Raw genomic sequence first — 26,025 nt, forward strand, 5'->3', positions numbered from 1 at the left:
GCGCTGCTTCACTTTGAGTGAAACAGCGTTCATTGCAAACCTCCGCGTCAGCAGCGCCTTTCGGCATTTTTCCGCTGGCGCTGCGCCGATCGGGCGTCGATTTCGCGCCCGTTTCCCCTCCGCCGCTATGCCGATCTATCGTTTCCACGCTCATTATTCGCCCACCATCTAAATAATAATCATTTTCATTTATCAATAGCCTGTGCTATATAACATAGCACAGGCTATAAATGATGATTAATTAATCGCAACGTTGTGAGGGAACCTATGCTGCACCTGCCACCGCTGAAACACCTGATGTTTGCCGCTACTCTGGCGATCCTCGCCGTCGCCCCCGCGCAGGCGAAAGATAAATTTAAGGTCATCACCACCTTTACGGTGATCGCCGATATGGCGCAGAACGTGGCCGGCGATGCCGCCGAGGTGAGTTCAATTACCAAACCGGGGGCCGAGATCCATGAGTATCAGCCCACGCCCGGTGATATCAAGCGCGCCCAGGGAGCGCAGCTCATTCTCGCCAACGGTCTGAATCTCGAACTGTGGTTCGCCCGCTTCTACCAGCATTTAAACGGCGTGCCGGAAGTGGTGGTCAGCAACGGCATTCAGCCGATGGGCATCAGCGACGGCCCCTATAACGGCAAGCCCAACCCGCATGCGTGGATGTCGGCGGACAACGCCTTAATCTACGTCGATAACATCCGCGACGCGCTGGTGAAATACGATCCGGACAACGCCGACGTCTATCGCCGCAACGCCGAGGCCTACAAGGAAAAAATCCGCCAGACCATGGCGCCGCTGAAAGCGCAGCTGGCGAAACTGCCGGAAGATAAGCGCTGGCTGGTCACCAGCGAAGGCGCATTCTCCTACCTCGCCCGCGATAACGGCCTGCAGGAGCGCTATTTATGGCCGATTAACGCCGACCAGCAGGGCACGCCGCAGCAGGTGCGTAAAACCATCGACACCATGAAAAAAGAGCATATCCCGACCATCTTCAGCGAAAGCACCATCTCCGATAAGCCGGCGCGCCAGGTCGCGCGCGAAGCCGGCGCCCACTACGGCGGCGTGCTCTACGTTGACTCCCTGAGCACCGCCGACGGCCCGGTACCTACCTATCTCGATCTGCTGCGGGTGACCACGCAAACCATCGTCCAGGGCATCAACGATGGCCTGAGGAAACAGCCATGAGCGCAGGGACGGCGGGGCTGGTCATCGATCGGGTCAGCGTAACCTACCGCAACGGCCATACCGCGCTGCGGGATGCCTCCTTCAGCGTCCCGCAGGGTTCGATTGCCGCGCTGGTTGGGGTGAACGGCTCGGGGAAATCGACCCTGTTTAAAGCGCTGATGGGCTTCGTGCGCCTGGCGCGCGGCGATATTGCGATTCTCGGCCGGCCGGTCAACCAGGCGCTGCGGCAAAATCTGGTGGCCTACGTCCCACAGTCCGAAGAGGTCGACTGGTCGTTCCCGGTGCTGGTGGAGGACGTAGTGATGATGGGACGCTACGGCCATATGGGCTGGCTGCGGCGGGCAAAGGCTCGCGACCACGAGATCGTTGACGCGGCGCTGGCGCGCGTAGGCATGAGCGAATACCGCCAGCGGCAGATCGGCGAACTCTCCGGCGGGCAGAAGAAGCGCGTGTTCCTTGCCAGAGCCATCGCCCAGCAGGGCAAGGTGATCCTGCTGGATGAACCCTTTACCGGCGTCGACGTACAGACCGAAGCGCGGATCATCGCCCTGCTGCGGGAGCTGCGCGATGAAGGCTGCACCATGCTGGTCTCAACCCACAATCTCGGTTCGGTCAGCGAGTTTTGCGACTACACCGTGATGGTCAAAGGCACCGTTCTCGCGAGCGGCCCAACCGAGACCACCTTTACCGCCGAGAATCTGGAGCTTGCCTTTAGCGGCGTGCTACGCCACGTGGTGCTGAAAGGCGGCGAGGATCGCATCATTACCGACGATGAACGGCCGTTTATCAGCCGCCGGGCGACGGGAGGCGAAGGATGAACTGGCTGATCGAGCCGTTTGGCTATCAGTATATGCTGAACGCGATGTGGGTCTCCGCGCTGGTCGGCGGCGTGTGCGCATTTCTCTCGTGCTACCTGATGCTTAAAGGCTGGTCGCTGATTGGCGATGCCCTTTCCCACTCGATCGTCCCCGGCGTGGCGGGAGCCTATATGCTCGGCCTGCCCTTTGCGCTGGGCGCCTTTCTCTCCGGCGGGCTGGCGGCGGGCAGCATGCTGTTTCTCAACCAGCGCTCAAAGCTCAAGGAGGATGCCATTATCGGGCTGATTTTCTCCTCCTTCTTCGGTATCGGGCTGTTTATGGTGTCGCTCAACCCGACCTCGGTAAATATTCAGACCATTATCCTTGGCAATATTCTGGCGATTGCCCCGGAGGATATTATCCAGCTGGCGGCGATTGGCTTTATTTCGATAGTCATCCTGCTGCTGAAATGGAAAGATCTGATGGTGACCTTTTTCGATGAAAGCCACGCTCGCTCCATCGGCCTGAACACCACCGGACTCAAGCTGCTGTTCTTCACCCTGCTGGCGGCCTGTACCGTTGCGGCGCTGCAAACCGTGGGCGCGTTTCTGGTGATTTGCCTGGTGGTCACCCCCGGCGCCACCGCCTGGCTACTCACCGACCGCTTTCCGCGCCTGCTGGCGATTGCCGTCGCCATCGGCAGCCTGACCAGCTTCTTCGGCGCCTGGCTGAGCTACTATCTGGACGGCGCCACTGGCGGCATTATCGTGGTGGCCCAAACGCTGCTGTTTCTGGCGGCATTTATCTTCGCGCCAAAGCACGGCCTGCTTGCCAGCCGCCGTCGCGCCAGGGAGGCCTCATGCTGACCGCTCTGCTCGAACCGTTCCAGTTCTCTTTTATGATTAACGCCATGCTGGTGGCGGCTATCGTTGCCGTCCCCTGCGCCCTGCTGTCGGTGTTTTTGGTGCTTAAAGGCTGGGCGCTGATGGGCGATGCCATGAGCCACGCGGTGTTTCCGGGGGTGGTGGTGGCGTACATCGTCGGCATTCCATTCGCCATCGGCGCCTTTATTGCCGGGCTGTTCTGCGCCATTGCCACCGGCTATCTTGATGACAATAGCCGCATCAAGCGCGACACGATCATGGGGATCGTCTTTTCCGGCATGTTTGGCGCAGGGCTGGTGCTATACGTCGCCATTCAGTCCGAGATTCATCTCGACCATATTCTGTTCGGCGATATGCTGGGCATCTCCGCGAGCGATATCGCGCAAACGTCGCTGATCGCGCTGGCTATTGCGCTGATTATTGGGCTGAAGTGGCGCGATTTTCTGCTGCACGCCTTCGACCCGCATCAGGCCAAGGCCAGCGGTTTACGCTGCGGGCTGCTGCACTACGGGCTGCTGTGTATGATTGCGCTGACTATCGTCGCGACGCTGAAAGCGGTGGGGATTATTCTGTCGATTTCGCTGCTGATAGCGCCGGGCGCTATCGCGCTGCTGCTGACGCGGCGCTTTATCAGCGCGCTGCTGCTGGCGGTGGCGCTCGCCGTGAGCTGTTCGCTGGGCGGCGTCTGGCTGTCGTTTTATCTCGATAGCGCCCCGGCGCCCACCATCGTGGTGCTGTTCACCGCGCTGTTTATCATTACGTTCGTTTATACTTCGATGCGCGATAGCCAGACGCAGGCCGACTCCGCAGAGGTCGAGGGCCGCGGCTAGCGCCACTGCCTGGAAAAGCGCCGGCTATTTTTTTGGCCGGTATTTTTCCGGCAGCTCGGGTACCGGGCGCCGGTCATCAATCAGATGACGAATGGTTAATATCGGGTGGCGCCAGAGCATTCGCGGCCCCGCCCAGCGCATGATCTGCTTCATCTCTTCGCGTTTTGCCGGCTGATAGCAGTGCACCGGGCACTGCTTGCAGGCCGGCTTTTCTTCACCAAACACGCATTTATCCAGCCGCTTGTCGGCATAGGCATTGAGCGCCTGATAGTGCTCCACATCGCCTGTAGCCTCCGGGCAGCGGCGCCGATAGAGCGAAATCATCCTGCTGATGGTCTCTTTTTCGCGATCGATACGTTTACCCGCCATAGCCTGCCCCCGGCAACAAAGATGCACCTATAATACACCTTAAGGCGGCGCGGCGCAGCCGGTTACTCCCTGAGGATTAGGCCGGCTTATCCACGTGCCCCAGCGGTTTTTCCGGGAAGCAGACGTCGCGTACCCGACGCTTGAGCTCCGCCGCATCGGGGAAACCGTCGTCCTGTTTGCGATCCCAGATTTGCACATCGTCTACGGTGATGGTGAATATTCCCCCGGTTCCCGGCACCAGCGTTACCGAGCCGATATCGGTGCTGAAGGTGTGCAGCAGCTCCTGCGCCATCCAGCTGGCGCGCAGCATCCAGTTGCACTGGGAGCAGTAGGTGATGGTAATGGCGCGCTTAGTCATTGTTATCCTCAATAGTTCCTACCTGAATGATCAGGTTAGTTAATCGTTAAGCCGAATTGTAAGCAACTTTATGAATAAAATGTGGAGATATAATGAATTAGTTGCAAATGGTAATACTTATCATTAGTATTCGCAAAATTACAGGGAATGAATTCGCCAGCGCAGGGAAATAACGGGGTGAATCGACAAATCTGGAAGTAACGCGTGAGCCGATACTAATAATTATCAAGGCGTGGCTACTATGTACAAATCCACTCAATCAACGGCATGGTTTAAAAAAAGCCTGCTGGTGACTTCTTTGCTCGCAGCAATTTATCAGACCTCCGCCGGGGCGGCTGACAGCACCAATAAAAATCTCACCAGCGATGCATCATCCGATGATAGTTCGGAGCTGATGACCGTGACCGCACCCGCGCCCGAGCTGAAAGCAGGCAGCGAACACTCCGTTAGCGCCCAGGATCTGCAGGATAAAGGCGCGAAAGATTTTGGCTCCATCATGCGCTATGAACCGCTGATTGGCGCCACCGGCGCCAGCGGCGGATCGGGCAACGGTAAAAGCGGCTTCGACCGCGGCGGCTATACCGGCTACAACATTCGCGGCATGGAGAGCAACCGCGTCGGCATCGACGTCGACGGCATTGCCCAGCCGAACGCGACCGGACGCAGCTACGTCAGCCGAGCGGGCCTCAACACCTTCGGCATCGGCCGCGACTACATTGACCCGTACATGTACGGCAGCATCAATATTCAGTCCGGCGCCACCTCTACCGAAACGGCCAACAGCTCCATCGGCGGTAACGTCTCTTTCCGTCCGAAATCTGCCGATGACTATCTGCACTCGGGTAAAACCAGCGCCTTTGGCTACCGCAGCGGCTACGACTCCGCCGACCGCAGCTGGCACAACGGCGTCACCATCGCCGGCGGCGATGAGACCCTGCGCGGGATCTTCGTCTACAGCCGTCGCGACGGCCAGGAAACGGAAAATAACAGCGGAACCGTCGATTCATATCCGGCCAACTGGCACTCCGACGCCTTTATGACCTCCGGGATCTGGCAGCCAAATGAAGAGCATAAGCTGACCGGCACCTTCGATTACTACCATAAAACCAACCATACGCACTACGACACCTGGGACTCCAGCGGCGGCAGCGTTATCGGCACCGCCAACCAGACCAGCCAGACGCGTCGCTGGGGCCTGAGCCTGAAAGACGACTGGACGCCGATGAACGACTATATCGATAGCGTGTCGACTAAGGTCTACTACCAGCATACCGAGGCCCATGACTGGACCTATATGCCGGATAGCACCTCCCTGGCAATGGAGACCGTGAACTCGAACTTTGACACCGACACCTGGGGATTCCAGACCGCGCTGGCCAAATCCGTGGGCCGTCATGACCTGAGCGGCGGCCTCAACGCCAGCACCACCAAAACCCAGCGTCCGTTCAGCCAGTCGCCGGTACCGAGCGTCTACAGCGCGATCATGCAGCCGGAAGCTGATAGCCGCGGCTACGTCATCGCCGGCTTCGTGCAGGATAAGATTAACTTCGATCTCGACAGCCATAACTTCGCCGTGATCCCGGGTATTCGCGTAGTGCACCAATCGACCAAGCCTGAGAACCTCTCGGATCTGACCACCAACAGCAGCGTGCTGACCGGCTCCGCCGTCTCGACGCTGTACGGTAAGAACTCCGATACCCAGGCGCTGCCGTCGCTGACCCTGCAGTACGATATGACTCCGCGCCTGATGACCTACCTGCAGTACCAGCGCGGCGCGCAGTTCCCGAACGCCAGCCAGCTGTACGGCTCATGGAACCTCGGCTCCAGCTATGCCGGACGGGCGCAGTACGCGCTGATCGGCAATACCGATCTGAAAACCGAAACCAGCGATAACTTCGAGTGGGGGATGAAAGGCGAGGTGACGGAAGGCATCACCATGCGTACCGCGCTGTTCTACAACAGCTATAAAAACTTTATCGCCTATAGCCGCTACACGCGCTCCGGCAACCCGGACCAATTCACCAACGTACCATCGAATATCTATACCATTTATCAGGCGGAAAACCGCGATAAGGCCTATATCTACGGCGGCGAAATCAGCGCCAAATTTAACTTTGGCACCTGGTTTGAAGAGGTTAACGGCCTGAGCGCCACCCTCGCCTACGGCTATAGCGAAGGGAAATCGAAGTCCAGCTATAACGGCGACAAGTACGTCGACCTCGATAGCGTCGCGCCAATGAAGGCTATCGTCGGCGTGGCCTGGGACGACCCGGCAAAAGTGTACGGTACCGCGCTGACCGCGACCTTTGTTAAGGGCAAACGCGCCAGCACCACCAACCGCGAAAGCTATACCAACACCGGCTCGGCGATCACAGATTCCACCAGCGAATATATGCGCGTGCCTGGCTACGGCATGCTCGACTGGACCGCTTACTGGCAGGTGGCGAAGAACGTGCGCCTGAACGGCGGGGTTTACAACATTACCGATCGTAAATACTGGGATTACCTGAGTAGCCGTAATATCGAGACATCGACCAACCAGGATGCCAATGACAAAGCGCTGGCGACGATGCCTGGCCGTACCTGGCAGCTGGGCGTGAACGTCGATTTTTGATAGATCCAATAATAAGAAACCTGCCCCCGGCCATCGTGCCGGGGTTACTCATCGTAGAGAAGGATGTGAATTATGCGAGACGCTCAACATCAACCTGCCCCGCTGTGGCAGCGCTATCTGACCACTAAAGCGCAATCCTCCGCCAAATACGCCCGCGATATCGCCGCCGAAATGGGGATTAGCGAAGCCGAACTGACCGAAGCCCGCCTCGGCTACGATGCCGTGCGCCTGCAGGACGACGCGCGCGCTATCCTGGCCGCGCTGGAAGCCGTCGGCGAAACGAAGTGTATCTGCCGCAACGAATATGCGGTACACGAGCAGGTCGGCGAATTTACCCACCAGCACCTCAACGGCCACGCCGGGCTGGTGCTCAACCCGCGGGCCCTCGACCTGCGCCTGTTTCTCAGCCAGTGGGCCAGCGCTTTCCACCTGACCGACAACGATCGCCAGAGCATTCAGTTCTTCGATCATCACGGCGACGCGCTGCTGAAGGTCTACGCCACCGAACAAACCGATATGGCCGCCTGGGACGCGCTGATTGCTGAGCACACCCAGAACGCGCCGACGCCGCTGGCGATTCGTCCCGTCGAGATCGCAAAATATGCAGACACCGTCGACGGCGCCGCGCTGGAGAGCGAGTGGCGCGCGATGACCGATGTGCACCAGTTCTTCGTCCTGCTGAGAAAGCATAATCTGTCGCGCCAGCAGGCTTTCCGGGCGGTGAGCGACGACCTCGCCTGCCGCATTGAAAACGATGCCCTGCCGCGCCTGCTGGGCGCCATCCGCGAAGAGGGCAACGAAATTATGATTTTCGTCGGCAACCGCGGCTGCGTGCAAATTTTTACCGGCGCGATCGAAAAGCTGCTGCCGATGCGCGGCTGGCTCAATATTTTCAACAGCACCTTTACGCTGCACCTGCGCGAAGACAGCGTTGACGAGGTTTGGGTGACCCGCAAGCCGACCACTGACGGTCACGTCACCAGCGTCGAGCTGTTCGCCAAAGACGGCACGCAGATCGCCCAGCTCTTCGGCCAGCGCAGCGAAGGCCACCCGGAGCAGGAGCAGTGGCGCAGCCAGGTTGACCGTCTGACGACGGAAGGACAGACCGCATGAAACGCTGGCTCGTACTGTTGACGGTCTTGCCGCTGGTTGCCAGCGCCGCCGCCGAACGCATCATCTCTCTCGGCGGCGACGTCACCGAAGTGGTTTACGCCCTCAATGCCCAGCAGCAGCTGGTCGCCAAAGACAGCACCAGCACCTGGCCCGCCGAGGCGCAGTCGCTGCCGGACGTGGGCTATCTGCGCCAGCTCAACGCCGAAGGGATCCTCTCGCTACGTCCGACCCTCGTGCTGGCCAGCGCCCAGGCCCAGCCTTCGCTGGTGCTAAAAAAGGTGCAGGAAAGCAGCGTGAAGGTTATTGACGTGCCGGGGGGCTACAGCCTGGCGTCAATTGATAAAAAGGTCGCCACGATTGCTGATGCCTTAGGCAAACAGGAACAGGGCGATGCGCTGCTGCAGAAGCTGCACCAGCAGATCGCGCAAATCCCCACCCAGCCGCTTAACAAGCGGGTGCTGTTTATTCTCAGCCACGGCGGGATGAACACGCTGGTTGCCGGGAAGCAGACGGCGGCTGACGGCGCGATCCGCGCCGCCGGCCTGCAGAACGCGATGCAGGGCTTCGACCACTACCGCAGCATGTCCCAGGAGGGCGTGGTCGCCAGCCTGCCGGACCTGGTGGTCATCTCCGCCGACGGGCTTAACGGCATGGGGGGCGAAGCGGGACTGTGGAAACTCCCCGGCCTGGCGCAAACCCCGGCGGGCCGCCATAAGCAGGTGCTGGTGATTGACGATATGGCGCTGCTCGGGTTTGGCCCACGCACGCCGCAGGCGGTCATCACGCTGCGGCAAAAAGCGGAGCAGCTGCCCTGATGCGTGCCGCTCCCGCCCGTACTCTGTGGCTAATGCTGTTGCTGCTGGCAGGACTGACGCTGTTCGCCACCACCCTCGGGGCGATGCGTCTGCCGCTCGCCAGCCTGTGGCCGTCAGGAGATGAGGTGCTGCGCCATATCTGGCTGACGATCCGTCTGCCTCGCGTGCTGCTGGCGCTGCTGGTGGGCGCCGCGCTGGCGCTCTCCGGCTGCGTGATGCAGGGGCTGTTTCGCAACCCGCTCGCCGACCCGGGCCTGCTGGGGATCAGCAGCGGCGCGGCGCTGGCGGTAGCCTGCTGGCTGGTGCTGCCGCTGTCGGTGCCGGTACTGGTGGCGCTGTATGCGCCGATGCTGGCGGCCTTTATCGGCAGCATGGCGGTTATGGTGGTGATTTTTATCCTCAGCCGGGCCGGCGACGGCTCGCTGTCGCGCCTGCTGCTGGTCGGGATTGCCATCAACGCGCTGTGCGGCGCGCTGGTGGGCGCGCTGGCGTGGATAAGCAACGATACCCAGCTGCGCCAGCTTTCCCTGTGGGGGATGGGCAGCCTCGGCCAGGCGGAGTGGTCTACGCTGCTGGTGGCGGCCACGCTGATGGTCCCGGCGTCAGCGGCGGTATGGCTGATGGCCTCGCGCCTCAATTTGCTGCAGCTTGGCGATGAGGAAGCGCACTACCTTGGGGTCAACGTCCGGGCGCTGCAGCGGCTTCTGCTGCTGTGCAGCGCGCTGCTGGTGGCGGCATCGGTAGCCATCAGCGGAGTGATCGGCTTTATTGGCCTGGTGGTTCCGCATCTGATGCGGATGTGGCTGGGGCCGGACCATCGCGGCCTGGTCCCCGGCTCGCTGCTCGCCGGCGCGATTTTACTGCTCCTCGCCGATACCCTCGCCCGCACCGTCGCCGCTCCCGCCGAAATGCCGGTCGGCCTGCTGACCAGCATGCTCGGCGCGCCGTGGTTTTTATGGCTTATTTTCCGCCAGCAGAGGACGATCAATGGATAACAGCTATATCGCCCGCTCGCTGTCGCTGCGCGTCGGCCAACGCCTGCTGATTGACGATATTTCACTGCAGCTGAGCGCGGCCGGAATGACGGCGCTGATTGGCCCGAACGGCGCGGGCAAATCGACCCTGCTCCGCCTGCTGACCGGCTTTTTAACCCCGGACAGCGGCGAACGGCGCGTAGAGGGCCGACCGCTGGAAAGCTGGACGCCGGAGGCGCTCTCCCGCCGTCGGGCGGTGATGCTGCAGCGTACCCAGCTTCACGCCGACTGGCCCGTTGAGACGGTGATCGCTATGGGACGCTCCCCGTGGGGCAAAACCCCGGACCTCAAGGCGGTCCGCAGGGTGATGGCGGAGACCGGCTGCGACCATCTGGCCGGCAGGCGCTACCCTTCGCTCTCCGGCGGCGAGCAGCAGCGGGTGCAGCTGGCCCGCTGTCTCGCCCAGCTGTGGCGCGACGACGCACCGCAGGGCTGGCTGTTTCTTGATGAGCCGACCTCGGCGCTGGATCTTTACTATCAGCAGCACCTGCTGCGCCTGCTGAAACGGCTGACCCGCAGCGGCCTGCTGCACGTCTGCATCGTGCTGCACGATCTTAACCTCGCTGCGCTATGGGCTGACCATATCCTGCTGATGCATCAGGGAAAGCTGGTGGCGGAAGGCACGCCGCATGAGGTGATACAGCAGCCGATCATCAGCCGCTGGTACGGCGCCGACGTGCGCACCGGCCAGCACCCCGATCACCCGATCCCCCAGGTCTATCTGGCGCCATAATTCCGCCGTGGGTAGCGCGCTCGTCCGCGCTACCCGCTTTAGCAACTGGAACGCAGATCGCTGCATCTCGTTTCGTCACTTTCCCTGAAAGTCGTATCTCCGTTATGATGTCTCTCCAATGTGATACCAACGAAAACAAAAAAGATCGCAACCCATTAAAACCCAGGGAGCTGGATAACTTTCTATGAGTACAATCGACAATCTCGACGCCCACACCCCGATGATGCAGCAGTATCTGAAGCTGAAAGCGCAGCATCCGGAGATCCTGCTGTTCTACCGCATGGGCGACTTTTACGAGCTGTTCTATGACGACGCTAAACGCGCCTCGCAGCTGCTTGATATCTCGCTGACCAAACGCGGCGCCTCGGCGGGCGAGCCGATCCCGATGGCCGGGATCCCGCACCATGCGGTGGAAAACTACCTCGCGAAGCTGGTGAATCAGGGCGAGTCGGTGGCGATTTGCGAACAGATTGGCGATCCGGCCACCACCAAAGGACCGGTCGAACGGAAAGTGGTACGCATCGTCACGCCCGGCACCATCAGCGATGAAGCGCTGCTGCAGGAGCGTCAGGATAATCTGCTGGCCGCCATCTGGCAGGACAGCAAAGGCTTCGGCTATGCGACGCTGGACATCAGCTCCGGGCGTTTTCGCCTCAGCGAGCCGGCCGATCGCGAAACCATGGCGGCGGAGCTGCAGCGCACCAACCCGGCAGAGCTGCTGTATGCCGAAGATTTTGCCGAAGCGGCGCTGATTGAAGGCCGCCGCGGCCTGCGCCGTCGCCCGCTGTGGGAGTTTGAAATCGACACCGCGCGCCAGCAGCTGAATTTACAGTTCGGCACCCGCGACCTGGTGGGCTTCGGGGTCGAAAACGCCCCGCGCGGCCTGTGCGCGGCGGGCTGCCTGCTGCAGTACGTCAAGGATACCCAGCGCACCTCCCTGCCGCATATCCGCTCGATTACCATGGAGCGCGAGCAGGACAGCATCATTATGGATGCCGCCACCCGCCGTAATCTTGAGATCACCCAGAACCTGGCCGGCGGCACCGACAATACCCTCGCCTCAGTCCTCGACTGCACCGTCACCCCGATGGGCAGCCGGATGCTTAAACGCTGGCTGCACATGCCAATCCGCAATTCCGCGGTGCTGATCGAGCGCCAGCAGACCATCGGCGCCCTGCAGGAGCGCTATGGCGAACTGCAGCCGGTGCTGCGTCAGGTCGGCGATCTCGAACGTATTCTGGCGCGCCTGGCGCTGCGCACCGCGCGGCCGCGCGATTTAGCCCGCATGCGTCATGCCTTCCAGCAGCTGCCGGCGCTGCGCGACATGCTGGCCGACGTCCCCTGCGCCCCGGTGCAGCAGCTGCGCGATAAAATGGGCGAGTTCGACGAGCTGCGCGAGCTGCTGGAAAAGGCCATTATCGACGCGCCTCCGGTGCTGGTGCGCGACGGCGGCGTGATTGCCCCGGGCTATAACGAAGAGCTCGACGAGTGGCGCGCGCTGGCCGATGGCGCCACGGACTATCTCGATAAGCTGGAGGTTCGCGAACGCGAACGGCTGGGGCTGGATACGCTGAAGGTGGGCTACAACGCGGTTCACGGCTACTACATCCAGATTAGCCGCGGCCAAAGCCAGCACGCGCCGATTCACTACGTGCGTCGCCAGACGTTAAAAAACGCCGAGCGCTATATTATTCCTGAGCTCAAGGAGTATGAAGACAAGGTGCTAACCTCGAAAGGCAAGGCGCTGGCGCTGGAGAAACAGCTCTACGACCGCCTGTTTGATATGCTGCTGCCGCATCTTGCCGACCTGCTGCAGAGCGCGAGCGCGCTGGCGGAGCTGGACGTGCTGATTAACCTCGCCGAGCGGGCCGAAACCCTTAACTACTGCTGCCCGACCTTTAGCGATAAACCGGGCATCCGCATTGTCGAAGGCCGCCATCCGGTGGTGGAGCAGGTGCTAAAAGAGCCGTTTATCGCCAACCCGCTCACCCTGTCGCCGCAGCGGCGGATGCTGATTATTACCGGTCCGAATATGGGCGGTAAAAGTACCTATATGCGCCAGACCGCGCTGATTGCGCTGCTGGCGTGGATCGGCAGCTACGTCCCGGCTGAAAAGGTCGAAATCGGCCCCATTGACCGCATCTTCACCCGCGTCGGCGCGGCGGACGATCTGGCAAGCGGCCGCTCAACCTTTATGGTCGAGATGACCGAAACCGCCAATATTCTGCATAACGCCACCGAACACAGTCTGGTGCTGATGGATGAAATCGGCCGCGGCACTTCGACCTACGACGGCCTGTCGCTGGCGTGGGCCTGCGCGGAGAACCTGGCGAATAAGATAAAAGCGCTGACCCTGTTTGCCACCCACTACTTCGAGCTCACCCAGCTGCCGGAGAAAATGGAAGGGGTGGCTAACGTGCATCTGGACGCGCTGGAGCACGGCGACACTATCGCCTTTATGCACAGCGTTCAGGACGGCGCGGCGAGCAAAAGCTACGGCCTGGCGGTCGCGGCGCTGGCGGGGGTGCCGAAAGAGGTGATCAAGCGCGCGCGGCAGAAGCTGCGCGAGCTGGAGAGCATTTCGCCCAACGCGGCGGCGACCCAGGTTGACGGTACGCAGATGTCGCTGCTGTCGGCTCCGGAAGAGACCTCCCCGGCTCTCGAAGCGCTGGAGCATCTTGACCCCGATACGCTGACGCCGCGTCAGGCCCTGGAGTGGATCTATCGGCTTAAAAGCCTGGCGTAATCCTCTTATCCTCTGAACGTCACTCCCGGGCAGCAATGCTTCGCCCGGGAGTGAACCGCAGAAATGGCCGCAGAAACCGGTATGTTACCCCGCCCGCTGACGTAAAAAATCGATAAACGCCCGCACCTTAGTCGGCACGTGCCGCGCATCCGGATAGACCGCATAAACTCCCTGCGACGGAAAGCTTACCTCCGGTAGCAAATGGATCAAACGCTTCTGAGCCAACGATGAGGCCACCAGCCACTCCGGCAACAGCGCCACGCCGCTGCCGGCAAGGGCGAAGGCCATTAGCGCACTGGCGCTATCCGCCGACAGACGCGGGGTCTTTTGAATTTCAAAACCGAACGCCTCCTGATCCTGCCCGCTGAGCTGCCAGCGCAGCGGCGTTTGCAGGCGCTCATGAATAATCCACTCGGCCTGGGCCAGGTCTTCGAGGGTTGCCAGCGGATGCTGCGCCAGCCACGCAGGCGCGGCCACGGGCAGGATCGCGAAACGCGAAATCAGCGCCGCGCGGTAGCGCGAGTCCGCCAGCGTCCCGAGACGAATGGCGACATCAAAGCGTTCAGAAATTAAATCGGCATGATGCGAGGATGAAACGTGGCGCACGCGCAGCGCCGGGTGCAGCTGGCTAAACTCGGCCAGGGCGGGAATAATCACCCGTGCGCCGTACTCCGGAGTGGTGGTGATGCGCAGCTCGCCGCTCAATCCGGCGTGGCTGGCCCGCACCTCGTCCTGGAGATTTTCCGCCGCCTTCAGCAGCCCGACGCCGCGGTGATAGAACACCGTCCCCGCATCCGTCAGGGTCAGCCGCCGCGTGGAGCGTAAAAGCAGCGTGACGCCAAGCTCGCTCTCCAGCTGCCGCACGTTAAAGCTCACCACCGCCTTGGTCTGGGCCAGGGCGACCGCCGCCGCGGTAAAACGTCCGCACTCCACCACCGCCACAAACATGGCCATTCGTTGCAGATTCAGCATGCTAACTCAGCTTATTGTCAAAAATTATCAGACAGTATATCCCGCTTCGCCGCGTTTATCCGCCCGACGCAGAGGTTTAGAGTAGCGACCTTCTTTACCGGAGATCGCCATGACCTATCGCAGCAAGGTTGCCACCGTTTTTCTGCTCGGTTTCTTTCTCGACTTAATCAATATGTTTATCGCCAGCGTTGCCTTTCCCGATATGAGTCGGGCGCTCAACGCCTCCGTGGGCGAGCTGACCTGGGTCAGCAACGGCTATATCGCCGGGCTCACGCTGGTGATCCCCTTCAGCGCCTGGCTCGCACAGCGATTTGGCGCCCGGCGCGTTTTTCTGCTGTCGCTGCTTCTGTTCAGCGCGGCGGCGCTGGGAGCCGGAATGGCGGATTCGCTGAGCGCGCTGGTTTTCTGGCGCGCGCTTCAGGGGATGGGCGGCGGGCTATTAATTCCCGTTGGTCAGGCGGTGACCTGGCGCTACTTTAAGCCCCACGAGCGGGCAAAGCTCTCTGCCGCCGTGATGCTGGTCGGGCTGCTGGCTCCCGCCTGCTCTCCAGCACTTGGGGGGCTGCTGGTGCAGACGTTCAGCTGGCGATGGGTTTTCTTTGCCAGCCTGCCCGTCGCTTTTCTGACGCTTATCCTGGCCGCCTGCTGGCTTGAAAAAGAGGTGACAACGACGCGCCCGGGCCGCTTTTTACATCTGCCGCTGCTGGCCGACCCGCTGCTGCGCTTCGCGATGCTGATTTATCTCTGCGTCCCCGGCACGTTTATTGGCATCAACGTGGTCGGCCTGTTTTACCTGCAGACCCTCACCGGGATGTCGCCTTCAGCCATCGGGTCATTGATGCTGCCGTGGTCGCTGGCATCGTTTGTGGCGATAACGCTGACCGGCAGATACTACAATCGATTCGGCCCCCGGCCGTTTATTATCAGCGGATGCCTGCTTCAGGCGGCGGGGATCCTGCTGCTGATCGGCGTAAGCCCGCAGACATCGGCGAGCACCCTGATAAGCGCCTTCACGCTGATGGGCGCGGGCGTCAGCCTGTGCAGCAGTACGGCACAAAGCAGCGCCTTTTTGAATATCGCCAACCACCACCTGCCGGACGCCAGCGCGCTGTGGAATATCAACCGTCAGCTCAGCTTTTTAGCCGGCGCGGCGCTGCTGGCCGCGCTGCTCAGCGCCCTGCTCCACCACTATTCCACCGCGCTGGCATGGCGCGGGGTTTTTATCACCGCAGCCGGGATCACCCTCATCCCCCTGCTGAGCTGCCTGCGATTCGACAACCGGGCGCTGATCCTGCGTCTGCATAGCAAAATGGAGAAGAAATGAGCGCATATTTCGAGGAAGTCCTCAATGCCCACGTCATCATTGAAAACTGGTTAGGCCGTAAGGAAGGAAGCGCTGAGGCGTTAATGACGCGCTTTACCCACGATTTTACGCTGGTCGCCGCGGGCGGCGCCCGTATGGATCGCCGGGCGGTCAGCAATTTTTTTCAGCAGGCTGGCGGCAGCCGCCCGGGCCTGAAGATCGCTATTGATAGCCTCACGGAGCTTGCCAGCTGGCACGACGGCGCGGCGGTTCTCTATCGCGAAACGCAGACCCTTCCCGGACAGGCGCCCACGGTGCGCTGGTCAACGGTAGTGTTCAGGCAGGAGGATGAGCGGATTTTGTGGCGCCACCTGCAGGAGACCTGGCTGGGGTAGAATAAGGCTGGCTAAAAAAGGAAAAGGCCCAATCAACCGATCGGGCCTTTTTTAAGAAAAATGTCTTATTCGCGGAATAGCGCTTCGATGTTCAGCCCCTGACCTTGCAGGATTTCCCGCAGGCGGCGCAGGCCTTCAACCTGGATCTGACGCACGCGTTCGCGGGTCAGGCCAATTTCACGACCTACATCTTCAAGCGTAGCGGCTTCATAGCCCAGCAGGCCAAAACGACGCGCCAGGACTTCACGCTGCTTGGCGTTCAGTTCGAACAGCCATTTGACGATGCTTTGTTTCATATCATCGTCCTGCGTGGTGTCTTCCGGGCCGTTATCTTTTTCATCGGCCAGAATATCCAGCAGCGCTTTTTCCGAGTCACCGCCCAGCGGGGTATCCACCGAGGTGATGCGCTCGTTCAGACGCAGCATACGGCTAACGTCATCAACCGGCTTATCCAGCTGTTCGGCAATCTCTTCCGCACTCGGCTCGTGGTCCAGCTTATGGGACAACTCACGCGCGGTACGCAGATAGACGTTCAGCTCTTTCACAATATGGATAGGTAAACGAATGGTACGGGTTTGGTTCATAATCGCCCGTTCAATCGTTTGACGGATCCACCAGGTTGCATAAGTTGAAAAACGGAACCCACGTTCCGGGTCAAACTTTTCAACCGCGCGGATCAGCCCCAGATTACCCTCTTCAATCAGATCCAGCAGCGCCAGACCACGATTGCTATAACGACGGGCAATTTTTACCACCAGACGCAGGTTGCTTTCTATCATCCGGCGGCGTGAAGCGACATCACCACGCAACGCGCGTCGGGCGAAGTAGACCTCTTCTTCAGCCGTCAGCAGCGGGGAATAACCAATCTCACCAAGATAGAGCTGAGTCGCATCAAGCACGCGTTGCGTTGCGCCTTGCGACAGGAGATCTTCCTCGGCCAGATCGCTATCACTGGGTTCCTCTTCTACTAAGGCTTTCTCATCGAAAACCTCAACTCCGTTCTCATCAAATTCCGCGTCTTCATTTAAATCATGAACTTTCAGCGTATTCTGACTCATAAAGATGGCTCCTACCCGTGATCCCTGAGCAAAGCACCTTCGCTAAATATCATTCAAATGTCGCCAGGACAGCTTTTTAGCCCCAATGCAGAGCGGCGTTCACCGCCCCGGCGCCTTTTAACTGACGTTATGCTTATGCGTACTTCGCCAAATTATCGCTGCGGTAAGTACTGCAGCGGGTTGACGGATTTCCCCTTGTAACGAATTTCAAAATGTAATCTTGTCGAGCTGGTTCCGGTGCTACCCATGGTAGCGATTTTCTGCCCCGCTTTAATTTCCTGTTGCTCCCGGACCAGCATGGTATCGTTATGAGCGTAGGCACTCAGGTAATCATCGTTGTGTTTGATGATAATAAGATTACCGTAACCGCGCAGTGCGTTACCGGCATAGACGACGCGTCCATCAGCGGTCGCGACGATAGCCTGTCCTTTACTGCCTGCAATATCGATGCCTTTATTACCGCCTTCGGCGCCGCTAAAGTTCTCGATAACCTTGCCCTCAGTCGGCCAGCGCCATGAAGAGATCGGCGAACTGGTTGACGTGCTGCTTGCAGTCGGTTGGTTGCTGCTGATAGCTGGAGCCGTAACCGGCGCAACGACTGTCGTCGCAGGCTTATTGTTCGGCAACATCTTATTAGCATTCTGTTCACCTGAGGGTTCAGAATACGTAATAGTTGGTTGTGACGCAACCACTGCGGTTGATTTTTGTGCAGGATGTGAGGCCGCCGTCGCACCTCCGCTTGCCCGAGCGCTGGCCTGAGCAACGGCGTTATCGCCGGTGATTGGCTGGCCCGCGGAGTTGCCAACCTGCAGCGTCTGGCCGACGTTCAGGCCGTACGGCGCCGGGATATTATTGCGTTGGGCAAGGTCACGGAAATCGTTGCCGGTCACCCAGGCAATATAGAACAGCGTGTCGCCGCGTTTGACGGTGTAGGTGCTGCCGCCGGTGTAGCTGCCTTTCGGAATATCGCCATATTTGCGGTTATAAACGATCTTGCCGTTCATGGTCTGCAGCGGCTGCTGCTGCTCCATCGGCTGAATTTGCGTCGGCCGGGTCTGAACCGGCTGCACCTGAGGCACGGCGGTAACGCCCGTTTTCGCCGGCGGGGTAATCAGCATCCCGGAGCTGGTCCCGGAGGAGGAGGCGCCTCCAGCCGAACTGACCGGCGCAGGCGGATTATTCGTATTCGAACAGCCTGCCAGCCACAGTGAAACCAGCGATAGTGCCGCAATACGGCTTAAGGTAAATTTTGGGCTTCCCGCGCTCATTTATCCCCCAGGAATAGGTTAACTACCAATATCTTGCTTACCGGGCAACGCCCGGCCAGGACACTGAAAATGTGTCCACCCTACGCCTAAAATCAGGCAAAAAAAACCTGGAATAATCCGGGTCTCACGCCAGCTCACCTTGAACCAGGGGAACGAAGCGAACGGCTTCAACGGTATCAATAACAAACTCATTACCGCGACGACGGATCCGTTTCAGAAACTGATGCTCTTCACCTACCGGTAAAACCAGCACGCCACCTTCATCCAGCTGCGCCAGCAGCGCCGGCGGAATTTCCGGTGGCGCGGCGGTGACGATAATCGCATCAAAAGGTGCTCGCGCCCTCCAACCCTGCCATCCATCACCATGACGGGTTGAAACATTATGTAAATCAAGTTGTTTGAGGCGACGCCGCGCCTGCCACTGCAGGCTCTTAATTCTCTCGACCGAACAGACGTGGTGCACCAGCTGCGCCAGTATCGCCGTCTGATAGCCCGAGCCGGTGCCAATTTCCAGCACCCTGGACTCTGGCGTCAGCGTCAGAAGCTCCGTCATCCGCGCCACCATATAGGGCTGCGAAATGGTTTGCCCCTGGCCAATCGGCAGCGCGGTGTTTTCCCACGCCTTATGTTCGAAGGCCTCATCGACAAACTTTTCCCGCGGCACCAGCGCAATCGCTTCGAGCACGCGCTCGTCGACGATGCCCTGAGTACGGAGCTGATTCAGCAGGCTTTCAACACGTTTGCTTACCATTGGCTGTCTACTCCGACGCGTTCGAGCCAGTCGGTGACCACTTCATGGGCCTGGTGGGCGGTTAAATCAACGTGCAGCGGCGTAACCGACACGTAGCCTTCATCTACTGCCGCAAAGTCGGTATCGGGCCCGGCATCGTGCTTCTCGCCCGGAGGACCAATCCAGTACAGGGTATTGCCGCGCGGATCTTTTTGCGGGATAACCTGATCGGCCGGATGGCGGCTGCCGCAGCGGGTCACGCGGATGCCTTTAATCTGCTCAAGCGGCAGATCGGGTACGTTGATATTGAGAATGCGCCCGGTGCGCAGCGGCTCGCGGCTGAGCGCGCGCAGAATAGTGCAGGTGATGGCCGCCGCGGTAGCGTAATGCTGATGGCCGTTTAGCGACACGGCCAGCGCCGGAAAGCCAAGGTGCCGGCCCTCCATCGCGGCGGCCACGGTACCGGAGTAGATTACGTCATCGCCAAGATTCGGCCCGGCGTTAATACCAGAAACCACGATATCCGGACGGGGGCGCATCAGGGCGTTGACGCCGAGATAGACGCAGTCCGTCGGAGTGCCCATCTGGACGGCGATATCGCCATTATCAAAAGTGAAGGTGCGTAGTGAAGACTCTAGCGTCAGGGAGTTCGATGCGCCGCTGCGGTTACGATCGGGTGCGACAACCTGGACCTCAGCGAATTCCCGTAAGGCCTTCGCCAGGGTCTGAATGCCCGGCGCATGAATCCCGTCATCGTTACTCAGCAATATTCGCATAGTCACCCGTTGTGTTGATAAGTTCCCTTACCACGCTGGTGGCGAAGCTGCCCGCTGGCAGCCAGAAACGCAGTTCAACGGTTACGTCATCCCACCAGTTCCAGCTCATCTGCTGCGGATAGAGCAGCATCGCCCGGCGCGCGGCCTCTACTTTTTCACGCACCAGCAGCGCCTGGAGCGGCGTCTCTTCAGCCACCGCCGCCCGTTCGGCGGCCAGCGCATCGCGTTGGCTGCCCCAGTCGCCGCTGCCCGGCAGCGCAGCGGTAATCAGCAGCTCGCGGTTATCAACCCGCCCCTGCAGTTCCGCCAGCTCTTCAGGCGCAGCGACAAACCAGCTGCCGCGCCCCGCTAATTGTAGCGCATCGCCATCAACAACCTGATTAAATTCTGTTTTTTTTAATCTAATACTGACCTGCTGATTAAACAAGCCGCTACGCGCCGCCGACAGCCAAAAACTGCGTTTATTTCGATCGCGCACCGGGGCTCCGCTCTCTGCCCAGCGCAGCGCGCCCAGCAGGTTGCTGCCGCCAATCCCAAAGCGCTGAGCGCCAAAATAGTTTGGCACGCCGCCGGCAGCGATGGCCTGCAGGCGCTGCTCGACATCATCGCGGTGGCTGACTTCGCGCAGGATCAGGGTGAACTGATTGCCCTTCAGCGCCCCAAGGCGTAGCTTGCGCTTATGGCGCGCGTACTCCAGCACCTGGCAGCCCTCGAGCTGAAACTTGCTGAGGTCGGGCATCTCTTTACCCGGCACCCGGGCGCAGAGCCACTGTTCGGTCACCGCGTGCTTGTCCTTTTGCCCGGCAAAGCTAACTTCCCGGGCATGGATTTTAAGGAATTTTGCCAGCGCGTCCGCGACAAAGCGCGTGTTGCAGTCCTTTTTGAGGATCCGCGCCAGCACGTGCTCACCTTCGCCGTCGGGCTCAAAGCCGAGGTCTTCTACCACCATGAAGTCTTCCGGGCTGGCTTTCAGCAGCCCCTGCCCCAGTGGTTTACCGTGCAGCCAGGTGAGTTCGTTGAAGGCGATCATTGTGCCGCCTTACGCAGCAGCGCCACCGCTTCACAGGCAATGCCTTCGCCGCGGCCGGTAAACCCGAGCTTTTCGGTGGTCGTCGCCTTCACGTTGACGTCGTCCATATGGCAGCCAAGATCTTCGGCGATAAAAACGCGCATCTGCGGAATATGCGGCAGCATTTTGGGCGCCTGGGCAATGATGGTGACGTCAACGTTGCCGAGGGTATAGCCTTTCGCCTGAATCCGGCGCCAGGCTTCGCGCAGCAGCGCGCGGCTGTCGGCGCCTTTGAAGGCCGGATCGGTGTCCGGGAACAGCTTACCGATGTCCCCCAGCGCAGCCGCGCCCAGCAGAGCATCGGTCAGCGCATGCAGCGCGACGTCGCCATCGGAGTGGGCCAGCAGCCCCTTCTCGTAAGGAACGCGCACCCCGCCAATAATGATTGGGCCTTCACCGCCAAAAGCGTGTACGTCAAAACCATGTCCAATTCGCATTAAGCCTTCTCCTGGTGTCGGGAACGGGTAAGGTAAAATTCTGCCAGCGCCAGGTCTTCCGGGCGCGTCACTTTAATATTATCCGCGCGTCCGGCTACCAGTTCGGGATGGAAGCCGCAGTACTCCAGCGCCGACGCTTCGTCGGTGATGGTTGCGCCTTCGTTGAGCGCACGCGTCAGGCAGTTAAAGAGTAATTCACGCGGGAAAAACTGCGGCGTCAGCGCATGCCACAGGTCGTTGCGATCGACGGTATGGGCAATGGCGGCTTTGCCGGGTTCGGCGCGCTTCATGGTATCGCGAACCGGTGCCGCCAGGATGCCGCCAACGCGGCTGGTTTCACGCAGCGCCAGCAGGCGGGTGAGATCGTCCTGATGCAGGCACGGGCGCGCGGCGTCATGCACCAGCACCCACTGCGCATCGGGCAGCGCCTTGAGGCCAGCAAGAACGGAGTCGGCGCGTTCGCTGCCGCCATCAACGACGGTAATCTGCGGATGGGAGGCCAGCGGCAGCTGGCTAAAGCGGACATCGCCGGGGCTGACGGCAATCACCACGCGCTGGACGCAGGCGTTGGTCAGCAGCGCGGCGACCGCGTGCTCGAGAATCGTTTTGTTACCGATTGAGAGATATTGTTTCGGGCATTCCGTTTGCATACGACGGCCAAAACCGGCCGCCGGCACCACGGCGCAAACGCCCGGAAAAGTGGCTGCCATGTCGTAATCCTGGGCTTATTTATCGATTATTCTGCGCCGATCCCTGATTGCGTTTAGACGCATCCGGGACCAGACGATAAAACGTTTCACCCGGGCGGGTCATACTTAGCTCGTTGCGCGCGCGTTCTTCGATCGCTTCCTGACCGCCGTTGAGGTCGTCGATTTCCGCAAACAGCTGATCGTTGCGCGCCTTTAATTTACCGTTAGTGTCCTGCTGAGCGGAGACATCGTCATTAACCCGACTATAGTCATGCAGACCATTTTTACCGAACCACAGCGAGTACTGTAGCCAGACCAGCAAAGCCAATAATAGCAGCGTTAATTTACCCATCCTGCCCCCTGAAAAACGGCATCATCATCCGATAACTCGCCCGAGCGTTTTACTCCGACGCGCGGACGATGCCGCGTAACGCGGGGACTGTACCACATTTTTGTCATCGATACCCAGGCTTGATTCATACGCCAAAAAGACTATCCCAGCAGCCAGAGGAACAGCAGGCCGAACATCAGTCCGATGGTTAAAATCGTCGCGCACGAGCTGTAGAGGAGTTTACCATTCAACAACGAATGCAGCGCAATACCGACCACAACGGCAACCGGCATCAGTGCAAGGAAGAACGGCCAGGTGTAGAGAAGAAAAAACAGCGTATTGCTGCCATAGATGAGAAAGGGGATACCCAGCGCCAGCAGCCATGAGATAAATCCCACGGCGGCGCCTGACAAAGACCAGGTGGTCTCGTCATTCGCCACCGGGGGTGGTTCTGAACGAATCATACTGAGGTTCTGGGTATTGCGCATATCGAATCCTGTTCACCGGGCGGCCAACATCTCAGTGCCGCCACCGTTTCAGGATCTGATAATATCGCTCTGTCTGAGCAGGTCTAATAGTTGGTGCACCAAATTTGTTACCAATTGTTCACCATCCAGATGAATTTCCGCCTTTTCCGGTGCTTCATAAACTGAGTCAATTCCGGTGAAATTGCGTAATTCTCCCGCTCGCGCCTTCTTGTATAACCCTTTCGGATCTCGCGCCTCGCAGATCGCCAGCGGCGTATCGACGAATATTTCGATAAAGCGCCCTTCCCCCAGGCGCTCGCGCACCATCTGGCGCTCGGCGCGGTGCGGAGAGATAAAGGCCGTCAGCACAACCAGCCCGGCCTCAACCATCAGCTTAGCCACTTCGCCCACGCGGCGAATATTCTCTTTCCGATCGCCGTCGCTAAAGCCCAAATCGCTGCACAGGCCGTGACGCACGTTATCGCCATCCAGCAGATAGGTACTGACGCCTAGCTGCTGGAGCGCCTCCTCCAGCGCGCCGGCAACGGTAGATTTACCAGAGCCGGAGAGCCCGGTAAACCACAGCACCACGCCGCGATGGCCGTGGCGCTGCTCGCGCTGCTGCTGAGTGACCGGATGGGCATGCCAGACGACGTTTTCGTCATGCTGCGCCATTACTTGCCTCCCAGCAGATCGCGAGCGTCCCAGTGCGGGAAATGCTTACGGATAAGCTGGTTCAGCTCCAGCTCAAACGCGCTGAACGACGAAGCGGACGCCTGAGCGTGCTCCTGCGGTTCGCGCACCATGCCGGCGCCGACGGTGACGTTCGACAGGCGGTCGATAAAAATAAGCCCCCCGGTCACCGGGTTGTCCTGGTATTTGTCCAGTACCAGCGGCTCATCAAAGGTCAAATCCACGAGGCCGATGCCGTTGAGCGGCAGCGATTCCACCTCACTCTGGGTCAGATTGTTAATATCAACCTGATAGCGAATGCCGTCCACGCGGGCGCGGGTTTTCTTACCGGCAATTTTAATATCAAAGCTCTGGCCCGGAGAGAGCGCCTGTTCAGCCATCCACACCACGTCAATGCTGGCGCTCTGCACGGCTGGCAGCAGTACCTGCGCATCGACCAGCAGGTCGCCGCGGCTGATATCAATCTCATCCTTCAGCACGATAGTAATCGCTTCCCCGGCGCCGGCTTCCTGCAGGTCGCCGTCAAAGGTCACGATGCGCGCCACGCTGGACTCCACGCCCGACGGCAGCACCTTCAGACGCTGGCCAACCGTCACTTTGCCGGAGGCTACGGTACCGGAGAAACCGCGGAAATCGAGGTTTGGACGGTTCACAAACTGCACCGGGAAACGCAGCGGCTGGGTTTCGACCTGGTGATGGATCTCAACGGTTTCCAGCACTTCCAGCAGCGTCGGGCCGCTGTACCAGCCCATCTTCTCGCTCTGGCTGGCAACGTTGTCCCCTTCCAGCGCGGAAAGCGGCACGAAGCGAATATCGAGGTCGCCCGGCAGCTGCTCGGCAAAGGTCAGATACTCTTCGCGAATCTGGTTAAACCGCGCTTCGCTGAACTCCACGAGGTCCATTTTATTCACCGCCACCACCAGGTTTTTAATACCCAGCAGCGTTGAAATAAAGCTGTGACGACGGGTCTGATCCAGCACCCCTTTGCGCGCATCGATCAGCAGGATCGCCAGATCGCAGGTTGAGGCGCCGGTCGCCATATTGCGGGTGTACTGCTCGTGCCCCGGCGTGTCGGCGATAATAAACTTGCGCTTTTCGGTAGAGAAATAGCGGTAGGCCACATCGATAGTGATGCCCTGCTCGCGCTCCGCCTGCAGGCCATCCACCAGCAGCGCCAGATCCAGCTTCTCGCCCTGGGTTCCGTGACGCTTGCTATCGTTATGCAGCGATGAGAGCTGATCTTCATAGATCTGGCGGGTATCGTGCAGCAGGCGGCCAATCAGCGTGCTTTTGCCGTCATCAACGCTGCCGCAGGTCAGGAAGCGCAGCAGGCTTTTATTCTGCTGCGCGTGCAGGTAGGCTTCAACGCCGCCTTCATCAGCAATTTGTTGTGCAATTGTCGTATTCATGGCGGCTCCTTAGAAATACCCCTGACGTTTCTTCAGCTCCATCGAGCCTGCCTGATCGCGGTCAATCATGCGACCCTGACGTTCGCTGGTCGTGGAGACCAGCATCTCTTCAATAATTTCCGGCAGCGTTTGCGCGTTGGACTCCACCGCGCCGGTCAGCGGCCAGCAGCCGAGGGTACGAAAACGCACCATCTGCTGTTTGATAACCTCGCCCGGCTGCAGGTCGATGCGGTCGTCATCGATCATCATCAGCATGCCGTCACGCTCGAGAACCGGGCGCTCTGCCGCCAGGTACAACGGCACGATTTCGATATTTTCCAGATAGATGTACTGCCAGATATCCAGCTCGGTCCAGTTAGAGAGCGGGAACACGCGGATGCTTTCGCCTTTGTTAATCTGGCCGTTGTAGTTGTGCCACAGCTCCGGGCGCTGGTTTTTCGGATCCCAGCGGTGGAAGCGGTCGCGGAAAGAGTAGATACGCTCTTTAGCGCGAGATTTCTCTTCATCGCGGCGGGCACCGCCGAACGCGGCGTCAAAGCCATATTTGTTCAGCGCCTGCTTGAGACCTTCGGTCTTCATGATATCGGTATGCTTGGCGCTGCCGTGGACAAACGGGTTGATGCCCATCGCCACCCCTTCCGGATTTTTGTGCACCAGCAGCTCGCAGCCGTAGGCCTTCGCGGTACGGTCACGGAACTCGTACATCTCACGGAATTTCCAGCCGGTATCAACGTGCAGCAGCGGGAACGGTAGGGTTCCCGGATAAAACGCTTTACGCGCCAGATGCAGCATCACGCTGGAATCTTTACCGATGGAGTACATCATCACCGGATTTGAGAATTCTGCGGCCACCTCGCGAATGATATGGATGCTTTCCGCCTCCAGTTGTCGCAGGTGAGTGAGTCGTTTTTGGTCCATTAACCGTTCCTTATAAGGCCTGTTGCGCCGGG

At 59.8% G+C, this 26,025-nt stretch carries 28 protein-coding genes; 13 read left to right on the forward strand and 15 right to left on the reverse strand.

Going from position 1 to position 26,025, the window contains the following annotated elements:
* Window positions 1-267: 267 nt before the first annotated feature.
* From NWP14_RS20785 to sitD, 4 genes are read left to right on the forward strand one after another with little or no spacing between them, the layout of a single operon-like run.
* Window positions 268-1,185, forward strand: coding sequence for a metal ABC transporter substrate-binding protein (locus NWP14_RS20785; protein ID WP_095098502.1), 918 nt, complete (start codon window positions 268-270; stop codon window positions 1,183-1,185).
* Window positions 1,182-2,003 carry a manganese/iron ABC transporter ATP-binding protein gene (locus NWP14_RS20790; protein ID WP_095098505.1) on the forward strand — a complete coding sequence of 274 codons (822 nt, stop codon included), beginning with the start codon at window positions 1,182-1,184 and terminating at the stop codon, window positions 2,001-2,003. The genes NWP14_RS20785 and NWP14_RS20790 overlap by 4 nt, the downstream gene beginning before the upstream one ends.
* A complete protein-coding gene (gene sitC, locus NWP14_RS20795) occupies window positions 2,000-2,848 on the forward strand; it encodes an iron/manganese ABC transporter permease subunit SitC (protein ID WP_095098508.1) in 849 nt (282 codons plus the stop codon). Before NWP14_RS20790 ends, sitC begins: the two co-directional genes overlap by 4 nt.
* Window positions 2,842-3,696 carry an iron/manganese ABC transporter permease subunit SitD gene (sitD, locus tag NWP14_RS20800; protein WP_095098510.1) on the forward strand — a complete coding sequence of 285 codons (855 nt, stop codon included), beginning with the start codon at window positions 2,842-2,844 and terminating at the stop codon, window positions 3,694-3,696. The genes sitC and sitD overlap by 7 nt, the downstream gene beginning before the upstream one ends.
* Before the next feature lie 24 nt (window positions 3,697-3,720).
* On the opposite strand, the gene NWP14_RS20805 is transcribed toward sitD, so the two are convergent.
* The gene (locus tag NWP14_RS20805) at window positions 3,721-4,065 is read right to left on the reverse strand and encodes a nitrous oxide-stimulated promoter family protein (RefSeq protein ID WP_375215909.1); all 345 of its coding nucleotides are present in this window, start codon (window positions 4,063-4,065) and stop codon (window positions 3,721-3,723) included.
* A 76-nt stretch (window positions 4,066-4,141) separates the two neighbouring features.
* Window positions 4,142-4,423: a SelT/SelW/SelH family protein gene (locus tag NWP14_RS20810; protein ID WP_133600372.1), complete on the reverse strand. Its 282-nt coding sequence runs from the start codon at window positions 4,421-4,423 to the stop codon at window positions 4,142-4,144.
* Window positions 4,424-4,664: 241 nt separating this feature from the next.
* Between NWP14_RS20810 and NWP14_RS20815 the strand changes: the two genes are divergently transcribed.
* The 6 genes from NWP14_RS20815 (at window position 4,665) to mutS (ending at window position 13,478) form a co-directional block, all read left to right on the forward strand.
* Window positions 4,665-7,037, forward strand: coding sequence for a TonB-dependent receptor domain-containing protein (locus NWP14_RS20815; protein ID WP_095098518.1), 2,373 nt, complete (start codon window positions 4,665-4,667; stop codon window positions 7,035-7,037).
* 72 nt (window positions 7,038-7,109) lie between these two features.
* Window positions 7,110-8,150, forward strand: coding sequence for a hemin-degrading factor (locus tag NWP14_RS20820; RefSeq protein WP_095098521.1), 1,041 nt, complete (start codon window positions 7,110-7,112; stop codon window positions 8,148-8,150).
* A complete protein-coding gene (locus tag NWP14_RS20825; RefSeq protein WP_375215910.1) occupies window positions 8,147-8,965 on the forward strand; it encodes a hemin ABC transporter substrate-binding protein in 819 nt (272 codons plus the stop codon). Before NWP14_RS20820 ends, NWP14_RS20825 begins: the two co-directional genes overlap by 4 nt.
* A complete protein-coding gene (locus tag NWP14_RS20830) occupies window positions 8,965-9,960 on the forward strand; it encodes an iron ABC transporter permease (protein ID WP_095098526.1) in 996 nt (331 codons plus the stop codon). Before NWP14_RS20825 ends, NWP14_RS20830 begins: the two co-directional genes overlap by 1 nt.
* Window positions 9,953-10,732 carry a heme ABC transporter ATP-binding protein gene (locus tag NWP14_RS20835; protein WP_375215911.1) on the forward strand — a complete coding sequence of 260 codons (780 nt, stop codon included), beginning with the start codon at window positions 9,953-9,955 and terminating at the stop codon, window positions 10,730-10,732. The genes NWP14_RS20830 and NWP14_RS20835 overlap by 8 nt, the downstream gene beginning before the upstream one ends.
* Before the next feature lie 184 nt (window positions 10,733-10,916).
* Window positions 10,917-13,478 (forward strand): DNA mismatch repair protein MutS, encoded by a 2,562-nt coding sequence (gene mutS / locus NWP14_RS20840; protein WP_346430791.1) that lies wholly within the window; start codon window positions 10,917-10,919, stop codon window positions 13,476-13,478.
* A gap of 84 nt (window positions 13,479-13,562) precedes the next feature.
* Here the strand turns inward: mutS and NWP14_RS20845 are convergent, their stop codons facing one another.
* Window positions 13,563-14,450 (reverse strand): LysR family transcriptional regulator, encoded by an 888-nt coding sequence (locus NWP14_RS20845; RefSeq protein WP_375215912.1) that lies wholly within the window; start codon window positions 14,448-14,450, stop codon window positions 13,563-13,565.
* Between the two features lie 109 nt (window positions 14,451-14,559).
* On the opposite strand from NWP14_RS20845, the gene NWP14_RS20850 reads away from it, so the two are divergent.
* Both NWP14_RS20850 and NWP14_RS20855 read left to right on the forward strand, forming a co-directional pair.
* Window positions 14,560-15,774: an MFS transporter gene (locus NWP14_RS20850; protein ID WP_375215913.1), complete on the forward strand. Its 1,215-nt coding sequence runs from the start codon at window positions 14,560-14,562 to the stop codon at window positions 15,772-15,774.
* Window positions 15,771-16,148, forward strand: a complete 378-nt coding sequence (locus NWP14_RS20855) for a DUF4440 domain-containing protein (RefSeq protein ID WP_375215914.1) — start codon at window positions 15,771-15,773, stop codon at window positions 16,146-16,148. The genes NWP14_RS20850 and NWP14_RS20855 overlap by 4 nt, the downstream gene beginning before the upstream one ends.
* A gap of 65 nt (window positions 16,149-16,213) precedes the next feature.
* On the opposite strand, the gene rpoS is transcribed toward NWP14_RS20855, so the two are convergent.
* A complete protein-coding gene (rpoS, locus tag NWP14_RS20860) occupies window positions 16,214-17,206 on the reverse strand; it encodes an RNA polymerase sigma factor RpoS (RefSeq protein WP_004866938.1) in 993 nt (330 codons plus the stop codon).
* A 152-nt stretch (window positions 17,207-17,358) separates the two neighbouring features.
* Window positions 17,359-18,423, reverse strand: coding sequence for a murein hydrolase activator NlpD (nlpD, locus tag NWP14_RS20865; protein WP_370525551.1), 1,065 nt, complete (start codon window positions 18,421-18,423; stop codon window positions 17,359-17,361).
* Between nlpD and NWP14_RS20870 the strand changes: the two genes are divergently transcribed.
* Window positions 18,365-18,496: a peptidase gene (locus tag NWP14_RS20870; protein WP_259274799.1), complete on the forward strand. Its 132-nt coding sequence runs from the start codon at window positions 18,365-18,367 to the stop codon at window positions 18,494-18,496. The two genes, nlpD and NWP14_RS20870, sit on opposite strands and share 59 nt — an antisense overlap.
* A 102-nt stretch (window positions 18,497-18,598) precedes the next feature.
* Here the strand turns inward: NWP14_RS20870 and NWP14_RS20875 are convergent, their stop codons facing one another.
* The 10 genes from NWP14_RS20875 to cysD all read right to left on the reverse strand — a co-directional run bounded on the left by NWP14_RS20875 (window position 18,599) and on the right by cysD (window position 25,993).
* Window positions 18,599-19,225, reverse strand: coding sequence for a protein-L-isoaspartate(D-aspartate) O-methyltransferase (locus NWP14_RS20875; protein WP_095098546.1), 627 nt, complete (start codon window positions 19,223-19,225; stop codon window positions 18,599-18,601).
* The gene (surE, locus tag NWP14_RS20880) at window positions 19,219-19,980 is read right to left on the reverse strand and encodes a 5'/3'-nucleotidase SurE (protein WP_095098550.1); all 762 of its coding nucleotides are present in this window, start codon (window positions 19,978-19,980) and stop codon (window positions 19,219-19,221) included. The genes NWP14_RS20875 and surE overlap by 7 nt, the downstream gene beginning before the upstream one ends.
* Window positions 19,961-21,010 carry a tRNA pseudouridine(13) synthase TruD gene (truD, locus tag NWP14_RS20885; protein ID WP_095098555.1) on the reverse strand — a complete coding sequence of 350 codons (1,050 nt, stop codon included), beginning with the start codon at window positions 21,008-21,010 and terminating at the stop codon, window positions 19,961-19,963. The genes surE and truD overlap by 20 nt, the downstream gene beginning before the upstream one ends.
* Window positions 21,007-21,486 carry a 2-C-methyl-D-erythritol 2,4-cyclodiphosphate synthase gene (gene ispF, locus NWP14_RS20890; protein ID WP_041146943.1) on the reverse strand — a complete coding sequence of 160 codons (480 nt, stop codon included), beginning with the start codon at window positions 21,484-21,486 and terminating at the stop codon, window positions 21,007-21,009. The genes truD and ispF overlap by 4 nt, the downstream gene beginning before the upstream one ends.
* Window positions 21,486-22,196 (reverse strand): 2-C-methyl-D-erythritol 4-phosphate cytidylyltransferase, encoded by a 711-nt coding sequence (ispD, locus tag NWP14_RS20895; RefSeq protein WP_095098562.1) that lies wholly within the window; start codon window positions 22,194-22,196, stop codon window positions 21,486-21,488. Before ispD ends, ispF begins: the two co-directional genes overlap by 1 nt.
* Window positions 22,197-22,215: 19 nt before the next feature.
* On the reverse strand, window positions 22,216-22,527 hold the full coding sequence (gene ftsB, locus NWP14_RS20900; protein ID WP_045857570.1) for a cell division protein FtsB: 312 nt from the start codon (window positions 22,525-22,527) through the stop codon (window positions 22,216-22,218).
* Window positions 22,528-22,667: 140 nt separating this feature from the next.
* Complete coding sequence (locus NWP14_RS20905; protein WP_041146946.1) at window positions 22,668-22,994, reverse strand: DUF3561 family protein; 327 nt, start codon at window positions 22,992-22,994, stop codon at window positions 22,668-22,670.
* Between the two features lie 48 nt (window positions 22,995-23,042).
* Entirely contained in the window at window positions 23,043-23,648 is a 606-nt protein-coding gene (gene cysC / locus NWP14_RS20910) for an adenylyl-sulfate kinase (RefSeq protein WP_095098567.1), read from the reverse strand.
* Entirely contained in the window at window positions 23,648-25,075 is a 1,428-nt protein-coding gene (cysN, locus tag NWP14_RS20915; protein ID WP_095098569.1) for a sulfate adenylyltransferase subunit CysN, read from the reverse strand. The genes cysC and cysN overlap by 1 nt, the downstream gene beginning before the upstream one ends.
* 9 nt (window positions 25,076-25,084) lie before the next feature.
* Complete coding sequence (gene cysD / locus NWP14_RS20920) at window positions 25,085-25,993, reverse strand: sulfate adenylyltransferase subunit CysD (protein WP_041146949.1); 909 nt, start codon at window positions 25,991-25,993, stop codon at window positions 25,085-25,087.
* Window positions 25,994-26,025: the final 32 nt, after the last annotated feature.

This window comes from Klebsiella sp. C349492 (genome assembly GCF_042055345.1).
In the GTDB taxonomy this organism is placed as follows: Bacteria; Pseudomonadota; Gammaproteobacteria; order Enterobacterales; family Enterobacteriaceae; genus Klebsiella; species Klebsiella scottii.

Excerpts from the sequence above, each read along its gene's own strand:
- ispF (WP_041146943.1), bottom strand. The coding sequence starts at position 21,486 with ATGCGAATTGGACATGGTTTTGACGTACACGCTTTTGGCGGTGAAGGC.
- ispD (WP_095098562.1), bottom strand. The coding sequence starts at position 22,196 with ATGGCAGCCACTTTTCCGGGCGTTTGCGCCGTGGTGCCGGCGGCCGGT.
- NWP14_RS20815 (WP_095098518.1), top strand. The coding sequence starts at position 4,665 with ATGTACAAATCCACTCAATCAACGGCATGGTTTAAAAAAAGCCTGCTG.
- rpoS (WP_004866938.1), bottom strand. The coding sequence starts at position 17,206 with ATGAGTCAGAATACGCTGAAAGTTCATGATTTAAATGAAGACGCGGAA.
- mutS (WP_346430791.1), top strand. The coding sequence starts at position 10,917 with ATGAGTACAATCGACAATCTCGACGCCCACACCCCGATGATGCAGCAG.
- cysC (WP_095098567.1), bottom strand. The coding sequence starts at position 23,648 with ATGGCGCAGCATGACGAAAACGTCGTCTGGCATGCCCATCCGGTCACT.
- cysD (WP_041146949.1), bottom strand. The coding sequence starts at position 25,993 with ATGGACCAAAAACGACTCACTCACCTGCGACAACTGGAGGCGGAAAGC.
- ftsB (WP_045857570.1), bottom strand. The coding sequence starts at position 22,527 with ATGGGTAAATTAACGCTGCTATTATTGGCTTTGCTGGTCTGGCTACAG.
- NWP14_RS20830 (WP_095098526.1), top strand. The coding sequence starts at position 8,965 with ATGCGTGCCGCTCCCGCCCGTACTCTGTGGCTAATGCTGTTGCTGCTG.
- NWP14_RS20785 (WP_095098502.1), top strand. The coding sequence starts at position 268 with ATGCTGCACCTGCCACCGCTGAAACACCTGATGTTTGCCGCTACTCTG.
- sitC (WP_095098508.1), top strand. The coding sequence starts at position 2,000 with ATGAACTGGCTGATCGAGCCGTTTGGCTATCAGTATATGCTGAACGCG.
- NWP14_RS20820 (WP_095098521.1), top strand. The coding sequence starts at position 7,110 with ATGCGAGACGCTCAACATCAACCTGCCCCGCTGTGGCAGCGCTATCTG.
- NWP14_RS20810 (WP_133600372.1), bottom strand. The coding sequence starts at position 4,423 with ATGACTAAGCGCGCCATTACCATCACCTACTGCTCCCAGTGCAACTGG.
- NWP14_RS20790 (WP_095098505.1), top strand. The coding sequence starts at position 1,182 with ATGAGCGCAGGGACGGCGGGGCTGGTCATCGATCGGGTCAGCGTAACC.
- NWP14_RS20855 (WP_375215914.1), top strand. The coding sequence starts at position 15,771 with ATGAGCGCATATTTCGAGGAAGTCCTCAATGCCCACGTCATCATTGAA.
- truD (WP_095098555.1), bottom strand. The coding sequence starts at position 21,010 with ATGATCGCCTTCAACGAACTCACCTGGCTGCACGGTAAACCACTGGGG.
- cysN (WP_095098569.1), bottom strand. The coding sequence starts at position 25,075 with ATGAATACGACAATTGCACAACAAATTGCTGATGAAGGCGGCGTTGAA.
- NWP14_RS20835 (WP_375215911.1), top strand. The coding sequence starts at position 9,953 with ATGGATAACAGCTATATCGCCCGCTCGCTGTCGCTGCGCGTCGGCCAA.
- sitD (WP_095098510.1), top strand. The coding sequence starts at position 2,842 with ATGCTGACCGCTCTGCTCGAACCGTTCCAGTTCTCTTTTATGATTAAC.
- NWP14_RS20875 (WP_095098546.1), bottom strand. The coding sequence starts at position 19,225 with ATGGTAAGCAAACGTGTTGAAAGCCTGCTGAATCAGCTCCGTACTCAG.
- NWP14_RS20805 (WP_375215909.1), bottom strand. The coding sequence starts at position 4,065 with ATGGCGGGTAAACGTATCGATCGCGAAAAAGAGACCATCAGCAGGATG.
- NWP14_RS20905 (WP_041146946.1), bottom strand. The coding sequence starts at position 22,994 with ATGCGCAATACCCAGAACCTCAGTATGATTCGTTCAGAACCACCCCCG.
- NWP14_RS20825 (WP_375215910.1), top strand. The coding sequence starts at position 8,147 with ATGAAACGCTGGCTCGTACTGTTGACGGTCTTGCCGCTGGTTGCCAGC.
- surE (WP_095098550.1), bottom strand. The coding sequence starts at position 19,980 with ATGCGAATATTGCTGAGTAACGATGACGGGATTCATGCGCCGGGCATT.
- NWP14_RS20845 (WP_375215912.1), bottom strand. The coding sequence starts at position 14,450 with ATGCTGAATCTGCAACGAATGGCCATGTTTGTGGCGGTGGTGGAGTGC.
- NWP14_RS20850 (WP_375215913.1), top strand. The coding sequence starts at position 14,560 with ATGACCTATCGCAGCAAGGTTGCCACCGTTTTTCTGCTCGGTTTCTTT.